The organism is Paraburkholderia panacisoli, assembly GCF_008369935.1.
Taxonomy (GTDB): Bacteria; Pseudomonadota; Gammaproteobacteria; order Burkholderiales; family Burkholderiaceae; genus Paraburkholderia; species Paraburkholderia panacisoli.
The window spans coordinates 22011-45627 of the sequence record NZ_VTUZ01000053.1 but is presented as its reverse complement, the minus strand read 5'-3'; the positions used below and the strand labels follow the sequence as shown (position 1 = coordinate 45627).

Here is a 23617-nt window from a genome sequence, read left to right as displayed (position 1 = left end):
GAGTCACGACTCAGTGAACCAGATGGGCGGGTGCTTCGCGTGCCTGGCGCGATATGTAATGCATTCGATTGGATTGTATAGCCGCAGTCTTCACACTCGTTCGGCTGGGATCAGGGAAAACGGCGCTGACAACGCAGTTTTGCTCCACAGACCTTGATTTCCGGCTAACCCGGTAACGGCAGCTGCGCAATCCTCTCCGCCTCCGCGCGCTTGACTCCCAGTGCCTGTAGCACGACCGCCGCAGCGCGCTCCGCAAAGTTCTGTTCTCCGAGTCCGGATGCCTTCTGCCGTTGGACCCCTCGTGTGACGGAGGCGGAAAAGTGCAACTCAGCGGCGATCGCCGCGAAGATGATGCCCGTGACGGAAATGAGACACAGGAAGTGGTCCGGGACGACAAAGCGTTTCGCGGAAATGCCACTTTGACTGTCGCGCAGCAGTCGCTGACCGAGACCCCAGTTCAGCGCGTGCACTGAAAAACCCTCGCGGATCAGAAGCTGCCCCCACACCGGCTCGCGGCGGGCGCGCATCAGCGTATGGCGCACACAAACCGCGACCACTTCGGCCGGGTCGGACAGTCCGCTGGCGAGGCGGTCAAGCGTATCAGCGAACTCCTCGAACACCCACTCGACGAGCGCGGCGAAGATCGCTTCCTTCGACTCGAAGTGATTGTAGAAGGAGCCGAAACCGACGTCTGCGGCCTCGGTAATGTCGGTGATCGCGACTGAACCCATCCCTTTTTCGGCCATCAGCCTGAACGCGGCGTCGAGCAGGCGGGTACGAGTCTCCCGCTTGCGGCGGGCGCCGCGCGGCTGGTGCTCTTCGGTCGCCCGCGCCGGAGCTGGCAGCTTTTGCGTGCGCTGCCGGGTTGCACGGGAGTTCGGGGTATCAGGCATCGCGGCTCCAGATTTCTGTATTGTCATATCTTGGATCTATACGTCATGGTTGACAATATAATCAATATTGGGTGTAATGTCACCTTCGCGAACGGATCGGCGACCGCATGGATAGACGAATTGAGTTGCGACGGTGCCAGGAACCGGGTGTTGCAGCGCTGAAGATGAGTCGTCCCCTGCCGTCCAGATCCACCAGCGCCGGGCTGGGGCGAGGAACTGTTTTACGCCCGTTCTCCAGCTGTTTCGTGGGAGTGGCCGCTTGCGATGACGGAGTACGAAGCGTTGCAAGCGGTTTGTATCAGACGAAGCGAGTAGGAATACTAAGTTAAAGGCATGCCGGATCGAGCGGTAGCGCACCTGGCCAGGCATGCTGCCAGACACACCGTATCTTCCGATGCCTCGCCCATTTTTATTGCTGGACCATCACCTGCCTTGTGAACATCGTGAAACTTTCCGGTCTTAACGCGCAGACGCTTGCGCGCCCCTTCCTGTCGTCCGTCGCCCGGCCATCCCTCCGGGGACGTCTTCTGATTGCGGCTTGCGGCGCGATGCTGCTAGCGGCCTGCCACCAGCGCGAAACCGTCGCTCCCGAGCCCAGGCCCGTCGTCGCTGTCACGGTTCATCCCGACGGGCGCACGGCGAGCGCCTCGTTGCCGGCTCAGGTACAGGCGCGGTATTCCACGCCTCTTTCGTTCAGGGTTGGAGGCAAGGTCACCGAACGGCGGGTGCGCATCGGCGATACCGTCAGGGCGGGACAGACCGTTGCGCTGCTCGACCCTACCGATCTGCGCAATAACCTGGTGAACGCGCGAGCGCAGCTCGACGCCGCTGAACATCGCCTCGTGTACGCCAGGCAGCAGCTCGACCGCGACCGCGCTCAGGCGCAGGCCAACCTGATCGCAACGGCGCAGATGGAGCAGACCCAGGACGCCTACGCTTCCGCCCTCGCGCAACGCGATTCGGCGCTCGCCCAGATGGCGCTCGCCACGGATCACCTGCGCTACGCCACGCTCTCGGCAGACCACGACGGAGTCGTCACGTCGGAGGACGCCGACACCGGCCAGAACGTTCAGGCAGATCAAGCCGTGTATCACCTCGACTGGACGGGAGACGTGGATGTTGTCTGCGACGCGCCCGAACGGACGCTTGGCGCATTGACCGTCGGCAGCAAGGCGCGTGTGAGCCTTTCCGCGCTGCCTGGCAGGACCTTCGAAGCGCGCGTGCGCGAGGTGTCGCCCGCCGCCGATCCGCAAAGCCGCACCTGGCGCGTGAAGCTCACGCTGGCCGCGCCGAGCCCCGAAGTTCGCCTCGGCATGACGGCCAATGTCACGTTCGATGCCGCCGGCGACGCGCCAACGGCGCGTCCGTTCGCGCTGCCTGTGACGGCGCTCTTTCACAAAGGCGAGGACCCCGCTGTGTGGGTGGTGCGCGCCGGCAGCGACACCCTTGAGCTGCGCCCTGTCAGTATCGCGCGCTACAACGAGCGCACGGTCTCCGTCACCGGCGGCCTGCACGACGGCGACCGCGTCGTGATGCAGGGCGTGCACGCAGTGAGCGCAGACCAGCACGTGCAGGTGGTAGCGCCGTTGCATCCGGAGGATTTGTCGTCATGAACGCACGCGATCGTGAAACCGCGCGTGACGGCGCGCCCGTCACCCCGTCCGGCGCCGAGGCACATGGCGACGGCGGCTTCAATCTCTCCGCGTGGGCGTTGCGCCATCAGCAACTCGTGATCTTTCTGATCGGGCTTGCAACCCTGTTCGGCGTGATCGGGTATACGCAGCTTGCGCAGTCGGAGGACCCGCCATTCACGTTCCGGACCATGGTGGTCAAGACTTACTGGCCGGGCGCGACCGCCCGCGAGGTGCAGGAGCAGATCACGGACCGGATCGGCCGTCAGTTGCAGGCGGCGCCGTACGTCGACAACATCAAGAGTTACTCGCGGCCCGGCGAGTCGATGATCTTCTTCGCCATGAAGGACTCGGCCCCGGTCAAGGAGGTCCCCGAGACCTGGTACCAGGTGCGCAAGAAAGTGGGCGACATCGCCGCGACGCTGCCCAGGGGGACGGTCGGACCGTTTTTCAACGACGAGTTCGGTGACGTCTACACGAACATCTATGCGCTCGAAGGCGACGGTTTTACGCCGGCGCAAATGCACGACTACGCGGACCAGTTGCGCACGGTCCTGCTGCGCGTGCCCGGCGTCGCCAAGGTCGACTACCTGGGCGATCCGGATCAGCACATCTTTGTCGAGATATCGAATGCAGAGCTGACGGGGCTCTCTATCACACCGCAGCAGCTCGCCCAGGCAATCGACGCACAAAATACCGTTGCGCCGGTCGGCACCATTACGACAGCGGACGACCGGGTGTTCGTGCGACCGAGCGGCGCGTTCAAGGACGTGCAGGCGCTCGCCGACACGCTCATCACCGTAAACAGACGCACGTTCCGGCTCGGTGACATCGCGAAGATCACGCGCGGCTACGACGATCCGCCCGTCACCCAGATGCGCGTCGGGGGGCAGGCGGTGCTCGGGATCGGCCTGACGATGCAAAAGGGCGGTGACGTGATCAGCCTGGGCAAGGCGCTCGACGCGAAAACCGCTGAACTCCAGGCGAGCCTGCCGGCGGGACTCAAGCTGGCTCCCGTTTCGAGCATGCCTCACGCGGTCAAGCATTCCGTGGACGAGTTCGTCAGGTCAGTCGGCGAAGCGGTCGCGATCGTGCTGGTCGTGAGCCTCGTTTCGCTCGGCCTGCGCACCGGCATGGTCGTCGTGATCTCGATTCCGATCGTCCTCGCCGTGACAGCGCTGTGCATGCATGTGTTCAATATCGGGCTGGACCAGGTCTCCCTTGGCACGCTCGTGCTCGCGCTGGGGCTGCTCGTCGACGACGCGATCATCGCCGTCGAAACGATGGCCGTGAAGCTCGAGCAGGGGTGGAGTCGCATGCGCGCGGCGGCCTTTGCTTACTCGAGCACGGCATTCCCGATGCTGACGGGCACGCTCGTGACGGTATCGGGTTTCCTGCCGATCGCGCTCGCGAAATCGAGCACGGGCGAATACACGCGCTCGATCTTCGAAGTATCGGCCATTGCGCTGATCGTTTCGTGGTTCGCGGCCGTCGTGCTGGTCCCGTTGCTGGGCTATCACATGCTGCCCGAGCGCAAGAGTCACGAGAGTGGCGGGCACCATCACGAGCACGACGTTTACAACACCGGCTTCTACCGGCGCCTTTCGGATTGGGTCTCGTGGTGTATCGAGCGTCGCTGGGCCGTGCTCGGCGTCACTGCCGTGCTGTTCGCCATCGCGATGGCGGCCTTCACGCGCGTGCCGCAACAGTTCTTCCCCAACTCGGAACGGCCAGAGCTGCTCGTGGACCTGCGGCTGCCAGAAGGCGCTTCGTTCGAGGCGACCCTGCGTGAAGCGAAGCGCCTGGAAAAGGCGCTCGACGGCCAGCCCGGGATCGAGCACTTCGTGGACTTTGTGGGCACCGGCGCACCGCGCTTTTACCTGCCGCTCGACCAGCAGCTTCAGCAGCCTAACTTCGCACAGTTCGTGATCACAGCCAAAAGCGTCGAAAACCGCGACGAGATGATGCACTGGCTCGATGCCAAGCTCGGAAGAGAGTTCTCCGGCGTGCGCACGCGTGTGGCGCGGCTCGAGAATGGGCCGCCCGTGGGATTCCCGATCAAGTTCCGGGTGAGCGGCAGCGATATTGCGACCGTGCGCTCAATTGCAGAAAAGGTCGCCGGGGCGGTCCGTGCCGATTCCCGCACGCGCGATGTCCAGTTCGACTGGGACGAGCCGGCGGAACGATCGATCTCGTTCGAGATCGATCAGAACAGGGCGCGCCAGCTCGGCGTGTCGTCGGAGGACGTATCGAACTTCCTGGCCATGACCCTTTCTGGCTACACGGTCACGCAGTTCCGTGAGCGCGACAGGCTGATCAACGTCGATCTGCGTGCGCCCAAGAGCGAGCGCGTCGATCCTGCCCAGCTCACGAGCCTCGCGATTCCGACACCGAACGGGCCGGTTCCGCTCGGGTCCCTCGGACATGTTCGGAACACGCTCGAGTACGGCGTGATCTGGCAGCGCGACCGTCAGCCGACGATCACCGTGCAGGCCGACATTCGGGGCAACGCGCAGGGCATCGACGTGACCCGCGATATCGAGCACGCGCTCGCGGAGCAAAAAGCCACGCTGCCGGTCGGCTATCGGATCGAGGTGGGCGGCTCGGTCGAAGAAAGCGCGAAAGGCCAGACCTCGATCAACGCCGAGATGCCGCTCATGATCATCGCCGTGCTGACGCTGCTCATGATCCAGCTGAAGAGCTTCCTGCGGACGTTTATCGTCGTGCTGACAGCGCCGCTCGGGCTGATCGGCGTCGTGGCCGCGCTGCTGCTGTTCGGCAAGCCCTTTGGTTTCGTCGCGTTGCTCGGCGTGATTGCCATGTTCGGCATCATCATGCGCAACTCCGTGATTCTGGTCGACCAGATCGACCAGGACATCGCGGCGGGGCACGCGCGCTTCGAGGCGATCATCGGCGCAACCGTAAGGCGCTTCAGGCCGATCATGCTGACGGCCGCCGCCGCCGTGCTCGCCTTGATTCCGCTCCTGCGTTCAGCGTTCTTCGGGCCCATGGCGACCGCGCTGATGGGTGGTATCACGATCGCCACGGCACTGACCATTTTCTTCCTGCCGGCGCTCTATGCGACGTGCTTCAGGATCCGGCGCGATGAGCGCGGGATGCAACCGGTTGTCGTCGAGCATACGGAGATCTGATCATGAAGCTTGCCTATAAGACATCCGTTCTCGCCGTGGCTACGGCGCTCGCGCTGGCGGCCTGCTCCTTCGGCCCCAGCGGCGAACCGCCGGCGATGCCTTCGCCCGAGCACTACGGAGCGCAGGCGCAGCCCTCGAAGACTGTTGCCGCGGGCGGTATTGCGCAGCAGTTCGATCTCGGCGCCACATCGGTGCCGCAATGGTGGCGGCTTTACCGGTCCGACGCGCTCGATGCCCTCGTCGACGAAGGCCTGCGCAACAGCCCGACGCTGGCAGGTGCGCAGCGAACGCTGGCGGCCGCGCAAGAGGAACTGCGCGCGCAGGTCGGCTCATCCACGCTGCCGTCAGTCGACGGTGTCGCCCAGGTCGAGCGCGCGCGTTCACCCGTCGTGCCGGGGCTCGGCCCTCAGGAGGTGCAGTACAACTTTTTCGCCGGGCAGATTCAGGCGCACTATACATTCGACTTCTTCGGCCAGACGCGTTACGCAAACTCGGCGAGCGCCGCACGCGTAAACGTGCAGGCATACGAACTGGAAGCGGCCCGGCGCGCCCTCGCGGCAAACATCGTCGGCACGGCGATCAGTGTGGCGGCGCTCGATCGCCAGATCGCGCTCACCGAACGGCTCGTCGCAGTGGCGAGCGAAACTGCAAACGAGGATCAGCAACGATACGCACTCGGGTCCATTTCGCATGTGCAGGCGCTCAACTCGACGCAGGATGCAGATTCGATCGCGGCGAGTCTTCCGGCCATGCGCCAGCAACGTGCGTTAGCGGTCCACGCGCTGGCGGTACTGATGGGCCGGACGCCCGATAACGCACCGACCGTTCCGGACCTCGACAGCCTGGTGTTGCCCGAGCATGTGCCCGTGGTTGTGCCGTCGGATCTGCTGCGTTCGCGTCCCGACATTCAGGCAGCCGACGCCGCAGTGAAGGCCGCCGCGGCCGACGTTGGGGCTGCAACCGCGCAACTCTTTCCGAGCCTGTCACTGACGGGCTCGATGGGCCGTGGCGGCTTTAGCTGGCCTGCGGTGCTCTCAGGCGCGGGCGGCCTCTGGGCGATCGGTGCGAGCCTGTCCCAGCCGCTCTTCCACGGCGGGGCGTTGTTCGCGCAACGCAGAGCCTCGATCGATACCTACGATGCGGCGGTTCTGCACTATAAATCGGCGGTTCTGTCAGCATTCCAGGATGTCGCCAATTCGCTGGCCGCACTGGATAACGACGCACAGACACTGGCATCTACTGAAAGAGCGACACAGGCAGCTCGTACGGCATTCGACGAAACGGCGTCGCGCGCCCGCCTGGGTTCCCTGCCTTCAACGGCCCAGCATGCGAGCGAGGAGCGGTTTCTCAATGCACAGCTTGGCGCCGTCCGCGCCGGAAGCCAGCGCATGAGCGATACCGCAGCACTGTTCCAGTCGATGGGCGAACTGCCGCCCGGTCAGCCGCAAGCAACGTTAAGAGAATGATCGCGCGTCGATGAGTCCCGATTGAGCGACCCGGCGAATCGGGACGCTCTCTCTCTGATCGTTTGTTCGAAAAGCCGGACAGCAACGATATACCGGATTGATCCGGCGTTTCGCCTGCGGCCAATGGCACCGGAACTTCACCTTTGGCGGTTCCCAGTATGGAATATCAGAACCTGATTGCCTGCCGCGAATGCGATTTGCTGTTTCGCAAGCCTTCGCGAGTGAGAGGGCAGGTTGCGTGTTGTTCGCGCTGTGGCGCGAGCCTGAAAGGAAAACGCGACGCCGGCCTGCCGCTCGACTGGATTTGCGCGGTGAACGTTGCGGCGTTGATTACCTTTTTTATCGCACAGGCTTTCCCCGTAATAGATCTCAAGGCTAACGGAATGGTGTCCGAGGCCACACTCTTCGGCGCAGTGCGATCCTTGTGGACAGGCGACATGCGCCTCGTCGCAATGATGGTGTTCTGCTCGTCCATACTGGTCCCGCTGATTGAACTCCTGGCCTTTCTCTATGTGCTGGTTGCGGTTCGCACAGGCAGGCTTCCGCCTCACTTCAACTGGATGCTCCGCCTCGTGCAACTCGTTCGGCCCTGGGGCATGGTCGAGGTGTTCATGCTGGGCGTGCTCGTTACGATCGTGAAAATGGTGAGCATCGCCCAGGTGGTTCCTGGTCCTGGGCTGTTCGCATTTGGTGCTTTGACCTTGATGCTGGGCGTCCTCGCCGCGTTCGACCCGAGCGGGCTCTGGGAAATTCGCGATGAAATGAAGCTTCGTCGAGCGGGCGGTGTTCGTTGGGCGAGAGTCAGTCACAGGCGCGCTGTGTTGAGCCGGGTGCCGGGTGCCCGGAAAAGCAGGTCAACGGCTCATACCACGGCACAACGCGCCGGACTTATCGCATGTCATACGTGCGGCCTTGTCCAGAAGCGTATCAGGCATCAGCCACATCAGCACTGCCCACGATGCGAATCCGTGCTGCACGAACGCCATCCGGATAGCGTGACTCGCACTTTCAGTCTGCTTCTCGCTGCCGCGCTTGCCTACGTTCCAGCGAATCTCTTGCCAATCATGCACGCCTCGTCACTTGGCCGTTCAGAGGACGACACCATCCTTGGTGGTGTCGCGTATTTCTGGACGTCTGGAGACTGGCCGTTAGCTGTCGTCGTCTTCGTAGCCAGTGTCGTGGTGCCGATGCTAAAACTCGCCGCTCTCACGCTGCAGACAGCGGCTGTTCGCCGAAGTTCTGCCTGGCAGCCGCGCGAACGCGCAAGGCTTCACCGGCTCGTCGAGCGCGTTGGCCGTTGGTCCATGCTCGATGTCTTCGTTGTAGCACTGACGGTCACGCTGGTGCACTTTGGCTCGTTTGCCGTCATCACTGCGGGGCCGGGCGCGCTCGCGTTCGGAGCGGTCGTGATCCTTACCATGCTCGCGTCGCATCAGTTCGATCCGCGGCTGATCTGGGACAACGTCCGCTTTTGAACAGCGCGTCCTTCAGGATGACAAATGAAAGCACTTTGCGCCGTCAAGGCCTTCAATAACCCGAAACCTGTGGAATAGTCTCCGAGCGATGCATCTTCTTAATCCCCCCGATCCTGAACTCAAGCCGCGAAAACGTTGGCTTCCTTCCCTGATCTGGCTAGTGCCGCTGATCTCAGCGCTGATTGGCGTCGTACTGGTAGTCAAATCCATTAGCGAAAAAGGACCGACGGTCACCGTCACGCTCACGAACGCAGAGGGAGTGGAGGCGGGCAAAACAAAGGTCAAATACAAGGACGTAGAAATCGGCTCGGTAGAGACGATCACGCTGTCAAAGGATCTCCGTCATGTCATCGTCAATGTGCAACTCACCAGGGAGGCCGAAAAATTCGCCACCCGAGGCACGCGCTTCTGGGTCGTTCGCCCGCGAGTGGGTGCTAACGGCATCTCGGGGCTCGGTACGTTGCTCTCTGGCGCATACATCGGAGTTGACATTGGCCGATCGACAGAGAGGCAGACCGGATTTGTCGGCCTCGATAATCCTCCGATCGTCACGAGCGGCCAGCCAGGGCATCAGTACTCGCTGAGAGGAGCCTCGCTAGGCTCGATCGATATCGGCGCTCCCGTCTTTTACCGTCGTGTTCAGGTGGGCCAGGTAGTGGGCTTTTCCCTCGATCCACACGGCTCGGGCGTGGTCATCAATGTCTTCGTCAACGCCCCGTTCGATCAGTACGTCGGGACGAATACACGGTGGTGGCATGCGAGCGGCGTTGACCTTCGTCTCGACTCGAATGGACTGAAGCTCAATACACAATCGCTGGCGACGGTGGTGGTTGGAGGTCTGGCGTTTCAGTCTCCGCCAGGCCAGGAAGCCGGACAACAGGCTGCTGACAAGGCGGTGTTTCGGCTCGCAGCGGACGAGTCGGACGCAATGCGCGAGCCCGACGGCCTGCCGCTCAATGTGGTGATGAGATTCAACCAGTCGCTGCGCGGGCTGTCTGTCGGAGCGCCCGTCGACCTTCGCGGGATAGCGCTGGGGCAAGTGACGGAGATCGGCATCGAGTACAACGAAAAGGGCAAGAGCTTCAGCATGAAGGTATCCATGGCGCTTTATCCAGACCGGCTCAGCCGGCGCTCCAGCGAGGCGCTACCCGCTCCGGACACGCAGGGTGGGCACGAGTTGCTGCAACACCTCGTCATGGAAGGGCTGCGCGGCCAGTTGCGCACCGGAAACCTGCTGACCGGGCAGCTGTATGTAGCACTTGACATGTTTCCGAAGGCGCCCCGAGCAACCGTCGATGTCCACCAGAACCCGATCGAACTGCCGACCGTGCCCAACACGCTCGATGAACTGCAGGTTCAGATTGCGGACATTGCCAGGAAACTGAACCAGGTGCCGTTCGACAGGATTGGAGCCAACCTGAATGGCGCACTGGAAAACGCCAACAGGCTGTTCGGGCACCTGGATACCGAGGTCGTTCCGCAGGCTCGCGACACGCTGGCAGCGGCGCAACGGACCTTCGGTACCGCTGAAGCGACACTTCGCCAGGTGTCGCCGCTGCAGTCGGACGCTCAGGACGCGATGCAGGAACTGACCCGTACGCTGCAATCCCTCAATGCGCTCGCGGACTATCTGGAACGTCATCCCCAAGCGCTTCTGTTCGGCAAGAAAGGAGACCGGCCGTGACGTTGTTCCATTTTAATTCGGTGCGCGCATTCGTTCGTGCGGCCGCGGGAATCAGTCTTGCCGTTCTGGCAGCGTGCGCCTCCCCGCCAAGCCGGTTCTATACGCTTGGCTCGGATGGCGGTTCGACCCCGGCAGATAGCACGTTAGGACCCGCCATTCTGATCGACATGCGCCCCGTCAAGGTGCCTGCCGCGGTGGCGAGGAGTCAGCTCGTCGTACAGGCGAACGCGACCCAGGTGAATGTGCTGGAGGACGATCGCTGGGCTTCGCCCCTGGCGGACGAAATCCGCAATGCAATGCTCACGGCGCTGAGCCGACAGTCGGGCGCGGTTGATGTTCACGGAATGGCACGCGCGGACAATTTGGCGGTCTACGACGTTTCTGTCGATGTGCAGCGTTTCGAGGCGTGGCCAGGGTCACACGTGCTGATTGACGTCATATGGACTGTACGCCCGTCAAATAGTCAGGAAACGTTAACTTGCCACAGTATAGTCAGTCAGCCCGTGGCGGCGGGCTACGATGCGATCGTCGATGGCCATCGACACGCAATAGGAAGAATCGCTGCGCAGATTGCCGAGGGCGCCCGCGAATTTTCAACGACGTCGAAAGTGCACCCGATTCGGATCGCTGCCACTCCCGGCACAACGAGGAAGGCGCCGTTGTCGTGCCCGTCCCTGGTGGGTGGATCTGATGCCGGAACCGGTGCGCCAGTTTCGGGCGCGGCACGCTGAACAATTCTTTCGGTCGAATGCGGGGCGAAGCGTAGCAAAACTAGAGATGTGAAGCAAAGTCTTCAGAAGAATCGCCGGCGTTCGACACCGAAAACGCTGTGGCAGTCAAACGCCGTCGGGCGCGCGCCGCCGCGGCGTCAGCGCGGCGAGTTCCCCCGGTTCACGGAATGACTGGCAACCTGCTGGTGGCGTAAGCACGGCTATCTGGCCCACTGGCGAATGCAATGCGTCATTGGTGAACAGGCATACATCCGATGGGCAGCCAGGGAGCGGGATGATCAGTCATCATCGCTCCCCGTTAACGGCACAGCCAAGCGGGACCTTCACCGTCGTCTGATCTCAATCCCTTTCGATTGTGTCCTCGACGAGTGGCAGCGGACGTGCCGCAATCTTCTCCGCCTCGGCGCGCTTGAGTCCGAGTGTTTGCAGAAGCGTTGCTGCCGTACGCTCGGCGAAGTGCTCTCCGCTGAAGCCAAGTTCGTCGAGCAACTGCGCCGCCGGCGCATCCGGCGCGACGAAATTCAGCTCGGCCGCGGTGGCCGCGAGCACGGTGCCGCCCACCGAAAGAAAGCCGATGAAGGGGTCGGCAATCATAAAGCGCTTGGCGGCGATGCCATTGCCAATATCCCGCAGCAGCCGCTGACCCAGCCCGCGGCTCAGCATGCCCGCCGAAAACCCTTCGCGTATCAGGAAGCGTGCCCACACGGGATCGCGCCGCGCTCGCATCAGGGTATGACGCACCGAGACGGCGATCACTTCTGCGGGGTCGGACAGGCCCCCCGCGAGGCGATCGAGCATGTCGGCGAATTCCTCGAACACGTTGTCCACAAGCGTCGCGTAGATGGCTTCCTTCGACTCGAAGTGGTTGTAGAACGAGCCAAAGCCGACATCGGCGGCTTCGGTGATTTCATTGATCGCTACACCCTCCATGCCCTTTTCAGCCATCAGCCTGAGGGCAGCGTCGAGCAGGCGAGAGCGCGTCTCGCGCTTGCGGCGCGCACCGCGCGGCTCGCGTTCTTCGGGAACGGCAACCGGGGAGACTGGCGCCGTACGGGTAGGACGCTTTGCTGTCGGGTGATTTGGCATGTTCGGCATGATCGGTCCAGTTTTGGTCATACTCAAGTATAGATTCAAATGTCGGTATTGACAAAATACTCATCTATGACTTTAATGTCATTAACGGCGCCTGGCGCCGGCCTAACAAACAGCAGAGGGAGTGACTGTGGAGACAGCAGCAAAAAATGTTGCCGCGCCGTGCAGCCCGCATGGCGAGGGTCTTGCGCCGATTGGAGCATTTCCGCCAGCGGTGGATGTTTGGGTGGGTTGCGGACCGGTGGGCGCCACGATTGCCGATCTGTTGGCACGGGACTGGCTGAACGTACGCCAGCTCCGGGCGTTTTGGGCAGCCTCTCTCCGGCCCGCGCAAACGCTGCGGTGGTCGCGTGCTCGAGCCCCTCGCGGGCAACGGCTGCATCTTGCCTCGCGCGGCAGCTGGGAAGACCTCGAAGGCGTATTTCTTCCCGGGCTGGTGCCCCTCGGGTGGGCTGCCGTAGTCCGGCCCGACAAGACGATCGTCCATGACGGCCCGGCCACGGATGCAAACCATCTCGTGCGCGAGAGGCTTGCCTTGCTGGGTGATCCCGTCAGCGCGCCAACGCTGGACGCCGAAACCGCTATTCGAACCGCCTGATTTCCTATCTGTTATGAAACTCACCACTGCACAGCCGGCCCGTCATCCCAGTCCCACGACGAAAGCGTCGGCATTGGCCTATTTGATATTGGATCGGCCAGACCTCGAGAAAGCCGAGCAGTTTCTCAATGACTTCGGGCTGCGAACTGTATTGCGCGGTGAAGCGCTCCTGCTGCTGCGGGGAACCGGTGCTTCGCATTTCTGCTATGTCGTCCGAAAGGCGCCCAAATCGCGGTTCGTTGGTTTCGGGCTACAGGTCGATAACAGGGCCGACCTCGATGCACTTGCCAGGCTGCCTGGCGCCTCCGAGGCCGAACCGTCGCCCTTGCCAGGCGGCGGCTATATCGTACGGTTGACCGACCCTTCCGGCTTTCGCGTCGATGCGATATGGGGCCAGGCGCCAGCTTCGACGCTATCCCACCGGCCGCCATTGGAGTTCAACTCCGTGGATGCGGCCGTCCGGATTAACGGAACGCAGCGACCGCCTGAGTGCGCGCCCGAAGTGATCCGGCTCGGGCATGTCGTGCTCGAACTCGCTGACTATCAGCAGACCTGCGCATGGTATACGCAGCATTTCGGCTTCATCCCGAGCGATGTGCAGGTGCTTCCCGAAGGCTCGCCTGTCGTCGCGTTCATGCGGCTCGATCTTGGTGACAAGCCGGCCGATCACCATACCCTCGCGCTTGCACAGGGCTTCCTGCCCACCTACAGCCATAGCGCCTACGAAGTTGTCGATGCCGACGCGGTCGGCATGGGTCAGCGCGTCCTGCGCGAGAAGGGCTGGACGCACGCCTGGGGGATCGGCCGTCATATCCTCGGCAGCCAGATCTTCGACTACTGGCAGGACCCGTGGGGCGAGAAGCACGAACACTATTGCGACGGCGATCTCTTTACGGCCGACGCGCCGGCGGGTGTGCACGCAGTGAGCCGCGAAGCGATGGCGCAATGGGGACCGACGATGCCGCGCAGCTTCACGAAGCCGAAATTCACGCCTGCGAGCATCGTGGCGCTCATCAGGAACCTGCGTCGCAGCCCCGACCTGACGCTGAGCAAGCTACGCTCGCTGGCAAAGCTTTTTGCCTGAACCAACCCTTCCATCGGATCCGGAGATCGAAAAATGGCACTTCACGTTCTGCATTATTTGCATCAGGACCGCGCCCAGTGGGGCGTGGTCGCAAATGGCGCTATCACGCCGATTCCAGGCGAGTTCAAGTCGACTGCCGAGTTTATCCAGGCTAACCCGGTCGAGCGGCTGTTGCTGCTGAGCGGCCCGACGATTCCCGAATCGGAAGTGCAATGGTTGTCGCCCGTCACCGCCAATCAGCAGTTCATCTGCCAGGGCGCGAATTATCGCCAGCATATGATCGAGTCCGGCATGGATCCGGACGTGAAGAAATTCAACATGATCTTCACGAAGGCGACGAGCTGCATCGTTCCGGCCGACTCGCCCGTGGTCAAGCCAGACGAGGTGCGGTTCCTCGACTACGAGATCGAACTCGGTCTTGTCCTCAAACGCGACATTACGTCCCGCGCCACTGTCACCGACCAGAACCTGCATGACTACATCGCCGGCGCGGTGATCGTCAACGACTATTCCGCGCGCGATATCCAGATTCCGCAAATGCAGTTCTACAAGGGCAAGAGCTATCGCACGTTTGGCCCTGTCGGCCCTTACCTTTGCCTGCTGGAGAAACAGGATATTCCAAAGCTGAAGGAGCTCGTGCTGACGCTGATGGTAAACGGAACGGTCCGCCAGAATGACTCCACCTCGGGCCTCGTCTACGGCCCGGCGGAAACGTTAACGGAGCTTTCCGGCGTACACGATCTGCGCGCCGGGGACCTGCTCGCGACCGGCACACCCTCCGGTTGTGCGCTGAGCATTCCGTCACCCGAGAAGCAGCGCGCCGCGGCGCAGCTGCCTGACGCGGAAAAATGGGGGCTTTTCCTGAAGATGCAGGAGGCGAGGCCACAGTACCTGCGCGTGGGTGACCGCGTGGAGGCGCATATCGTCAGCTATGACCGCTCGATCAATCTGGGCGTACAGCAGAACGTCGTTGTGGAAGAGGCGGCATGAAAGGCGTTGCCAATGTACGCGATGTCCTTGCCATTGAAACGCAGGGGCAGCTGGCGGATCTCCCGTCGAGCACCTACGAGATGATCTGTCGGGGCGCCGCCATCAATCCGTCGGCACCGGCACTTTCGTTCTTTGCAGCGGCCGACGACTACCGGAACGCCGAGTGCTGGACGTATAGCGAACTCGTGCGTGATGTCAACCGAACCGCGAACATGTTTGCGCGCCTGGGAGTACAGCGCGACTCGGTTGTCGCATATGTTCTGCCCAACCTCCCTGAAACGCACTTTGTGATCTGGGGCGGCGAAGCCGCCGGGATTGTCTGCGCGATCAATCCGCTCCTTGAGAGCGAAGCGATCGGCGAACTGCTCAACGCCTCAGGTGCAAGCGTGCTCGTAACCCTCGCGCCGTTCCCGGGAACCGACCTTTGGCAGAAGGTGCAAGCGGTGCTGCACAAGGTCCCCTGCCTGCAGCATCTGGTGCTCGTGAACCTGGCCGACCGCATGCCGGGCGAGAAGGGATTCGTGGGCCGGATGTTCAAACGTGGCAACCGTTCAAACCTGCATGAACCTGGCGGCATTCACGATGCCGTTCCTGCGCATATCGGCATCCACGATTTCAGCACCGCCATCGCGGGAGAGTCCGGAAAGGCGCTCAGCAGCACGCGTCGCATGAGGATCGATGATGTATCGTCCTTCTTCTGCACGGGCGGCACCACCGGACTGCCGAAGATTGCGATCCGGCGGCACGGCAACGAGGTGGCCAATGCCCGGAACGCGGGTCAGTTCTTTGGCGAAAGCATTGGTCCGGGGAAAACGATTTTTTGCGGACTACCGCTTTTCCACGTGAACGCCGTGATGGTTACAGGTCTGCTGGCGTTCTGGCGTGGTGCCCACGTCGTGCTCGGCACACCGCAAGGTTATCGGGGCGAAGGCGTTGTCAAGCGCTTCTGGGAAATTGTCGAACATTTCCGCATCAACTTTTTCAGTGGTGTCCCGACACTCTTCGGATCACTGCTGGACGTTCCGGTTCGCGAGCACGATATCAGCTCGCTCGAGTATGGCCTGTGCGGCGCCGCCCCCATGCCGGTGGAATTACTTCGCACTTTTCAGGCTCGTACTGGAATAAGAATTCTTGAGGGCTACGGTCTCACGGAAGGGGCCTGCGTGAGCAGCGTCAACCCGCCGCTTGGCGAGCGCCGGGTCGGTTCGATCGGTCTTCGTCTGCCGGGCCAGGAAATGAAAGCAGTAGTGGTCGATGAAAACGGCCGGTATGTACGGGATTGCGTTGCGGATGAGGTCGGCCAGCTAGTTATCTCCGGCCCAAACGTGTTCGTTGGCTATATCCGGCCGGAGCAGAACATTGGCATCTGGATCGAAGGTAGTGACGGCGCGCGCTGGCTCAATACCGGCGACCTTGGACGCTGCGACCCCGACGGTTACTTCTGGCTCACGGGCCGGAAGAAGGAGCTGATTATCCGGGGCGGACACAACATCGATCCTGCGGCAATCGAAGAACCGCTGCATCGCCATCCCGCAGTCCAGATCGCCGCAGCCGTCGGACGTCCCGATATGCATGCGGGCGAGTTGCCGGTTGCCTATGTCCAGCTCAAGCCAGGCACGACCGCCACCGAAGCGGAACTGGCCGAATTTCTGCGTCGCGAGATCAACGAACGCGCCGCGTTGCCAAAGGGGATACGGATCGTGGATGCGATGCCGCTGACCGGCGTCGGCAAGATCTTCAAGCCGGCGCTGAAACGGCGCGAAACGGCAGATGCCCTACGGTCGGCACTCGTGGAGGCAGGCGTCGAGGATGCAAGCGTTAGCCTCGTTGATGACACCTCGCGCGGAATTGCACTCCACGTCGAACTTGCCGACCCCGCGTTCGAAGCGCTGGCGACTTCCGCGCTCGGACGCTTTCCGTTTGCCTTCTCGATCTCGGCCGCCGGGAGACAGCCAAAGGTGGAGCAGGCGCCGGGGACGGAACCGGCAGCGACAGATGCGCAGGGCAGCCCTACGTGACACAAGCAACGTCATCAAAGGGACGTCTTCGGTCATGCGCCTGGATTAAGGGCTAACCATGCGTATGCGGCGCATGCCGCGTTTCAAATGTTTGTCGGTGTATCTGGTTTAGAACACCTAATCGTTCTGGAAGGAGAAGAGGATGGGCGTGGCATCAAAAAGGTCTTTGCGTTCGCAGGTTGAAAAATGGCTCGGGCCGATTTCTTCGACGCCGGTTCGGATTACACGATTCGGCCGCGCGCGCGCGAACCAGAGACGCTGCGTGCATATCGAGCTGCTGCTACCGACGGGCCCGTTTGGATTCTTTTTCTTCCGGCACCGCGACGGTACGTGGTGCGTGTTCCCACCCGAGACGGAACGCCTGGCCATGCCCGCTTACTAGGGGGCAGGGCGCTCGGAGTATGCAGCATGTGTAGCCATGCGAAAGGAGACAAACAATCAATTGAGCAGATCTAACCGCAATACCACTGATTCATAAAATTTCCAACAAGAGACCGGAAGAGACACATGAGAAATTACAGACGAGTGATCAACTCAGTCAGTATCGCGGCTTGCATCTGCCCGGCTGCGCTTATCGACAATGCCCAGGCGCAGTCTGCCGGAAGCATAACGCTGTCGACAGGATGGCTTCACGTTGCGCCACAGGGCGACGCAACACCACTAACCGTGGAAAGCATTGGCGGCGTAGCAGTGAATCAGCAGCTATCTGGTAGCGGAGCGCATGCGAGCTCAACGGATACGGTGGGAATTACCACCGAGTACTACGTCACGGACAACATTGGTGTCGCCATGCTTTTTGGACTACCGATAAAGGTGAATCTGGTTGGCGACGGGACGCTACAGAAGTATGGCAACCTCGGCACGACAAGGCCGATGCCGCCTGCCATCGAACTTCGATACCACCTGTTTTCAGCCGAATCGAAATTCCGTCCGTTCATCGGGATCGGCGTGAACTATACGTGGTTCACCCAGGTTCGGACGACCAATAGCCAGTTTGTCACTGACAGCGTTGGTCCAGGCGGCTCGGCACACGCGTCACTCAGTTCATCGTGGAATCCAGTATTCGAGGCCGGGGCAAATTACGCGATTACAAAACACTGGTCGGTCGGAGCCTCTCTCGGCTACGTTCCGGTGAAGACCCACCTTACGTTATACGGGCAGACCGCAACCGGAACGCAGATCGTTTCCAGATCGACGCTCCGGCTCAATCCGCTTAACGTCTTCCTGAACGTCGCCTATACGTTCTAGCGCGCACAGGTCGTCAATGCGTCAATCGAGAAGTTGAACGCTCATTGAAGACATGGACGTCATTTTTCGCCACCCGGACCTGGCTGCGATCCGCGACTTCACGGTCGGGTACGACATGTGGCGACACACGCGCCTGCAATAAAGCTTGGCGTTGACGGTTCTCTGACCCACAGCGTGGTCAGTCATGCCGTCATGCCGCCGCTTGCGGAGCACAGTTTTTCTTTGGATCGGATAATGAAACGACAGGTCCTCAAGACTATTCTTTTTGCCTTGCCCAAGGTCCTTGACCTGACGGCACGCCGCTTTCCCGCCTATCGTGATCGCCTGAAGGAGCGCGACCTGGTGGCCTGGATCGGACTCATGGATGAAAGCATCGGTCGCGTCATCACGTTCAGGAACGGGCGCGTCCGGTCGCGCGCCGGCAGGCATCGGCGGCCCGACGTGCGCATGGCCTTCAAGGACGTGGCCACCGCCCTGAAGTTCCTGTCGCCCAAGCCGGACCAGGGCGAAATCATCCACGCCGCGAAGAACTTCAAGGTAGTCACCGAGGGCGAGGACGAACTGCTGGTCTGGCTATTGCAAACCCTGAGCATGATGCAGACCGTCGGCCTGCCGATGGGCACGCCCATGCGCGACGGCACCCGCCGCTACACCACCTGCACCAATGGCGGACCTCTGTTCGTCTACGTCAAGGACGACCGCGTCGTTCGGGTAACCCCCATCGATCTGGACAGCACGGATGCGCCAAGTTATGTGATTGAGGCGCGCGGACGCCGCTTCAGCCCGCCACGGCGTGGACTGGTCGCGCCCCACGCCTTGACGCTCAAGTCGATCGTCTACTCCGACAAGCGCATCCTTCATCCCATGAAGCGGGTCGATTTCGACCCTGACGGCGAACGCAATCCCCAGAACCGGGGCAAGTCTGGTTATGTGCGTATCAGTTGGGACGAGGCCCTGGACATCGTCGCCAAGGAGATCAACCGGCAGAAGCGCGTTCACGGTCCCGGTTCCATTACATTCCCCATGTCGTCCCACCACCAGTGGGGCAACGTGGGCTACTATCTCAGCGCGCTGACGCGCTTTGCCAACCTGATCGGCTTCACCCGGGTCGCCGCAAATCCGGACAGCTGGGAAGGCTGGTACTGGGGCGCCATGCATCATTTCGGCAACTCGATGCGCATCGGCGTGCCATCCGGCTATGGCGGCGTCGAGGATTGCCTCCAGGAATCGGAAATGATTGTCTTCTGGTCCTGCGACCCCGAAAGCACCAACGGGGCCTATGCGGGATTCGAGGGGACGCCGCGGCGTTTGTGGGCCAAGGAGCTCGGCATCGAGTTCGTTCATATCGACCCGCACTGCAACCCCACCGCCCAGTTGCTGGGCGGGCGCTGGATCCCGGTCCGACCGCAAACCGACGCTGCGCTCGCCACCGCGATCATGTATGTGTGGGCCGTGGAAGGCTTGTACGACGAGGATTACGTCGCCACCCGCACGACCGGGTTCGACGAGTGGAGGGCCTATCTTCTCGGTGAAACCGACGGTGTTCCGAAGACTCCTGAGTGGCAGGAGAGCGAGACCGGCGTGCCCGCCAAGGACGCCCGGGCGCTTGCACGCCTATGGGGGAACAGGAAGGTCCATCTGGCCGTCGGGATGACTGGCGCGGGATTCGGTGGTGCGGGTCGAGGCGCGACGGGAGCGCAATGGGCGCGCTGCATGATCATGATGATGGCGATGCAGGGCTGGGGTAAGCCGGGGGTCAATTTCGGCTGCCTGGAAGTCGGTGTTCCCCATGACCTGCATTTCTATTTCCCCGGCTACGCTGACGGCGGCATTTCCGGCGACCTGGCGTGGACCGCAAATGCGGTCAACAACTACCAGCGCATGCCGCACATCCTGACCATGAATCCCGTCAAGCAGATGGTCCCGCGACAGCAACTGCCCGACGCCATCATCAATGGGCATGCAACGGGCTACCTCTGGGACGGCATCTCGCAGGAAGCCCAGTTCGCGCCGTTCAGCTACCCCATGCCCGGGTATTCGCCGATCCACATGATCTATCGTTACGGCGGGTCCGCCTTCAGCACGGTGACGAATTCCGGACGCTGGGCCGAGGCCTACCGGCACCCCAGCATCGAGTTCGTGGTCAACCAGTCGATCTGGATGGAGGGCGAGGCCCAGTTCGCAGACATCATCCTGCCTGCGTGCACTTCGCTGGAGCGCTGGGACATTGGCGAATGGTCGAATTCCGGCGGCTACGCCCACCATGGGTTTGGCACGGTCAATCATCGCGTGATGACGCTGCAGCACAAGTGCATCGAGCCTATGGGCGAGTCCCGCTCCGACTACGACATCTTCACCGCCATCCTGACCCGGCTGGGCCTGGGCGGGGTGTTCACCGAGGGATGCAGCGAGCTCGACTGGGTCAAGCGGGTCTTCGACTCGTCGGATCTGCCCGATCACATTTCGTGGCGCGAGTTCTGCCGCAAGGGCTATTTTGTCGTGCCACCCGAAAAGCCCGAGTTGCGCCATCCGGTGGACATGCGCTGGTTTGCGGAGGGCCGGCGGAAAGACCTTCAGGAACCACATCCGCTGCCGTCCCAGTTCGCCGAAAAATTTGGAACAGGACTGCAGACGCCGAGCGGCAAGCTGGAGTTCGTGCCGGAGTTGCTGAAGCGGCATACCGCGGACAATCCCGAGCGCCCGGCGCTCAACCGGTATATCCCCTCCTGGGAGGGGCTGCGCTCGGACCTGGCTCAGCGCTATCCGCTGCAGTTGATCGCCACTCACAGTCGTTACAGCTTCCATACCCATTGCGACGGCAAGAATTCCGCGGTTAACAGCATCGAGGACCATCGCGCGCTGATCGGCGGGCACCGCTTCTGGCTGCTGAGGCTTAGTCGGGCAGATGCGGCCATTCGAGGCATTGCCCATCGCGACCTCGTCAAGGTTTACAACGACCGGGGTGCGGTGATCTGCGCGGCCGACGTCTCGCCGCTGGTCAACGCGGGAGTGGTCAAGTCGTACGAGGCGAGCGCCGAATTCAAACTGATCGAAATCGATGGCGAGCGCGTCGAAATCGGCGGCTGCATGAATATGCTGACCCCCGACCGGCCTCAGACCGCCGGTACGAGCAGCATGAGCCCCAACTCCTGCCTGGTGCAGGTCGAAAAGTGGCGCAGTGCCGAGGCGTTCATGCTCGGCCGCGCAGCGTGAGGAACATGGAATGAGCAAGTGGAATCTGGTTATCAAGGTCGGGCGTTGCGAGAACTGTCAGAACTGCGTCATTGCCGCGCGGGACGAGCACGTCGGCAACGACTTCCCCGGTTATGCCGCGCCCGCCGCGGCCAACGCCGACAGTCCCGTGCGCATCCTGCGCCGTGTTCAGGGCGACGCGCATATGGTCGAGACCACCTATCTGCCGGTGATGTGCAACCATTGCGATGAAGCGCCGTGCATGCGGGTGGGCGGTGACGCCATTCGCAAGCGCGCCGACGGCATCGTCATCATCGATCCGGACAAGGCGCGGGGCCGGAAGGATATCGTGAAGTCCTGCCCGTACAAGGCGATCGTCTGGAACGACGAACTGCAGCTGCCACAGACCTGGATCTTCGATGCCCATCTGCTCGACCAGGGTTGGCCGCAGCCTCGTTGTCAGCAGTCATGCCCCACTGACGTCTTCGAGACGGTCAAGCTCGATGACGCAGCGATGGCCGAGAAGGCCCGGCGCGAGGGACTCGAGGTGTTGAGGCCCAACCTGGGTACGAAGCCGCGCGTATGGTACAGCGGCCTTGAGCGCTGGGAAACCTGCTTCATTGGTGGAAGCGTCAGCTCCCGGATGGGAGACGTGGTCGAGTGCGTCACCGATGCGGTCGTCGCGCTGTACGTCGGCAATCAGAAGATGGCCGAAACCGTTTCAGACGGCTTCGGCGATTTCCGGTTCGACGGTCTCGCGAAGGGAAGCGGCCTGTACCGGGTCGAAATCCGTCATGCCCACGGCACCGCCTGGCGCAAATGCGAACTGGGCGAAAGCGTTTATCTGGGCGAAGTCAGGCTTGTCCAGTCGACGAACGGCGTCGAGGTCGCGCCATCATGAGCACTGCAACGAAGCTGCTTTGCCTGAGACCAGCGGACCCCATCCGACTGGAGACCCGAAGGACCGCGATGCCACGACCCGGAAAAGGCGAGGTTCTGGTCCGGGTCGAGGCAACTTCAGTCAATCCCATCGACGTCAAGCGCGCCAGGGGGTACGGCCAGCGTCTGCTGAGCCACAAGGGGGCCGGAAAGTTTCCTCTGGTCCTCGGCAACGATTTTGCCGGGGAGATCGTTTCCGTGGGCGCCGGTGTCAGTCCGTGGCGACCTGGTGACAGGGTCATGGGGCTGGTGCCTACCGGCAGGAAAGGCGGTGCGCATGCCACGCACCTGACGGTGGACGCCCGCCTGGTGCGGACGGCGGTCGATGGTGTTGCCTCCGCTGCACTGGCGGCTTTTCCCTATACTTTTACCACGCTCTGGCTGGCGCTACGCGGCGCTGGCATCAATGAAGGCAATGCAAAAGCCCAGAAGGTGCTGGTACACGGTGCATCAGGGGGCCTCGGCCAATTGGCGCTTCAGATCCTTGCGGCCTGGGGGGCTTCAGTCACCGCCATCTGCAGCACGGCAAATATCGAACTCTGCCGGAATCTCGGCGCGACAGCAGTATGGGACAGAACCCGCTGCCGCCTGCAGGAACTGCCCGAGCATTTCGACGCCGGCTTGAATTTCGGCGCCTGGGAGGATGAGGCAACCCTTATCGGCCGCCTCCGGCACGGGGCCCTGGGATACGTCACGGCCGTTCATCCTCTCCTGGGCAACATCGACCGCGGCGGTCTTCTGGCGGGAGCGTGGCGTTCACGCCTGGACTGGCGGCGCATGCAATCGTTGGCCAACGCAAAGGGCGCACGCTACCGGTGGATCATCTTCCAGCCGGACGAAGGCGCTCTCGACATGCTGCACCACTTCCTCGCGAGGGGCGCGCTGACGCTGTCCGTGGGCGTCTCGGTGTCTATTGACAATGCAGACCTGGCGTTCGAGCACGTCGCCAATCACAAGCAAGGGCGCGCGATCCTGCTTCCTATGGGGGCACTTTCCAGTTGACAAACGCAGACTACCTCTGCAGCTCACGCGTAGTAATCCTTAACAGATAATTTTCTCGACCGCGGGACAGACAGTCCGACCACCTTGAGTGAATTGACCCCGGAAAGTCGAACAGTTTTTGGCTGGGACCGGGCGGGCTGTGGCCGCATCTTGTTGGATTGCCCTGCATTGGTGCGGAATCCTGACTTCATCTATCGGCAGACGCGCTCTGTCACGGGGAAGACTTCTCCGATTATGTCGCGCCCCGTTGACTGGCGACGTAAGCGGTGCATTGCCGTGAGCGAGACAAAGTGGAAATGCTCCATCTCACTTGTACAGAGATCACAGGTCATCCAACTGCGCGGACTCGCCCGATGCAACCGGCAGACATTGGGGGCGATGGGCCGAAATATGGTCACGGCCATGCTTGATCTATGTCACGC

15 protein-coding genes are annotated in these 23617 nt (G+C 62.0%); 13 read left to right on the top strand and 2 right to left on the bottom strand.

What is annotated here, in order from left to right:
• Positions 1-164: 164 nt before the first annotated feature.
• Positions 165-893: a TetR/AcrR family transcriptional regulator gene (locus FVF58_RS43250; protein WP_149675749.1), complete on the bottom strand. Its 729-nt coding sequence runs from the start codon at positions 891-893 to the stop codon at positions 165-167.
• A gap of 548 nt (positions 894-1441) precedes the next feature.
• On the opposite strand from FVF58_RS43250, the gene FVF58_RS43245 reads away from it, so the two are divergent.
• The 6 genes from FVF58_RS43245 to FVF58_RS43220 all read left to right on the top strand — a co-directional run bounded on the left by FVF58_RS43245 (position 1442) and on the right by FVF58_RS43220 (position 11032).
• A complete protein-coding gene (locus tag FVF58_RS43245) occupies positions 1442-2506 on the top strand; it encodes an efflux RND transporter periplasmic adaptor subunit (protein WP_188131128.1) in 1065 nt (354 codons plus the stop codon).
• Positions 2503-5676 (top strand): efflux RND transporter permease subunit, encoded by a 3174-nt coding sequence (locus FVF58_RS43240; RefSeq protein WP_149675747.1) that lies wholly within the window; start codon positions 2503-2505, stop codon positions 5674-5676. Before FVF58_RS43245 ends, FVF58_RS43240 begins: the two co-directional genes overlap by 4 nt.
• A 2-nt stretch (positions 5677-5678) precedes the next feature.
• Positions 5679-7142, top strand: coding sequence for an efflux transporter outer membrane subunit (locus tag FVF58_RS43235; RefSeq protein WP_149675746.1), 1464 nt, complete (start codon positions 5679-5681; stop codon positions 7140-7142).
• Positions 7143-7300: 158 nt separating this feature from the next.
• Positions 7301-8617: a paraquat-inducible protein A gene (locus tag FVF58_RS43230; RefSeq protein WP_149675745.1), complete on the top strand. Its 1317-nt coding sequence runs from the start codon at positions 7301-7303 to the stop codon at positions 8615-8617.
• An 88-nt stretch (positions 8618-8705) separates the two neighbouring features.
• Entirely contained in the window at positions 8706-10301 is a 1596-nt protein-coding gene (locus FVF58_RS43225; RefSeq protein WP_149675744.1) for a PqiB family protein, read from the top strand.
• Positions 10298-11032, top strand: coding sequence for a PqiC family protein (locus FVF58_RS43220; protein WP_149675743.1), 735 nt, complete (start codon positions 10298-10300; stop codon positions 11030-11032). Before FVF58_RS43225 ends, FVF58_RS43220 begins: the two co-directional genes overlap by 4 nt.
• Before the next feature lie 339 nt (positions 11033-11371).
• On the opposite strand, the gene FVF58_RS43215 is transcribed toward FVF58_RS43220, so the two are convergent.
• A complete protein-coding gene (locus FVF58_RS43215; protein ID WP_149675742.1) occupies positions 11372-12127 on the bottom strand; it encodes a TetR/AcrR family transcriptional regulator in 756 nt (251 codons plus the stop codon).
• Between the two features lie 608 nt (positions 12128-12735).
• On the opposite strand from FVF58_RS43215, the gene FVF58_RS43205 reads away from it, so the two are divergent.
• The 7 genes from FVF58_RS43205 to FVF58_RS43170 all read left to right on the top strand — a co-directional run bounded on the left by FVF58_RS43205 (position 12736) and on the right by FVF58_RS43170 (position 23195).
• Positions 12736-13806, top strand: coding sequence for a VOC family protein (locus tag FVF58_RS43205; RefSeq protein ID WP_149675741.1), 1071 nt, complete (start codon positions 12736-12738; stop codon positions 13804-13806).
• A 33-nt stretch (positions 13807-13839) separates the two neighbouring features.
• Complete coding sequence (locus FVF58_RS43200) at positions 13840-14796, top strand: fumarylacetoacetate hydrolase family protein (RefSeq protein WP_149675740.1); 957 nt, start codon at positions 13840-13842, stop codon at positions 14794-14796.
• Entirely contained in the window at positions 14793-16814 is a 2022-nt protein-coding gene (locus FVF58_RS43195; protein ID WP_149675739.1) for an acyl-CoA synthetase, read from the top strand. Before FVF58_RS43200 ends, FVF58_RS43195 begins: the two co-directional genes overlap by 4 nt.
• 507 nt (positions 16815-17321) lie before the next feature.
• Positions 17322-18062 carry an OmpW/AlkL family protein gene (locus FVF58_RS43185; RefSeq protein WP_149675737.1) on the top strand — a complete coding sequence of 247 codons (741 nt, stop codon included), beginning with the start codon at positions 17322-17324 and terminating at the stop codon, positions 18060-18062.
• 234 nt (positions 18063-18296) lie between these two features.
• A complete protein-coding gene (locus FVF58_RS43180; protein WP_149675736.1) occupies positions 18297-21275 on the top strand; it encodes a molybdopterin-dependent oxidoreductase in 2979 nt (992 codons plus the stop codon).
• Positions 21276-21285: 10 nt separating this feature from the next.
• Positions 21286-22155: a 4Fe-4S dicluster domain-containing protein gene (locus FVF58_RS43175; protein ID WP_149675735.1), complete on the top strand. Its 870-nt coding sequence runs from the start codon at positions 21286-21288 to the stop codon at positions 22153-22155.
• A gap of 68 nt (positions 22156-22223) precedes the next feature.
• Positions 22224-23195: an alcohol dehydrogenase catalytic domain-containing protein gene (locus FVF58_RS43170; protein ID WP_188131127.1), complete on the top strand. Its 972-nt coding sequence runs from the start codon at positions 22224-22226 to the stop codon at positions 23193-23195.
• Positions 23196-23617: the final 422 nt, after the last annotated feature.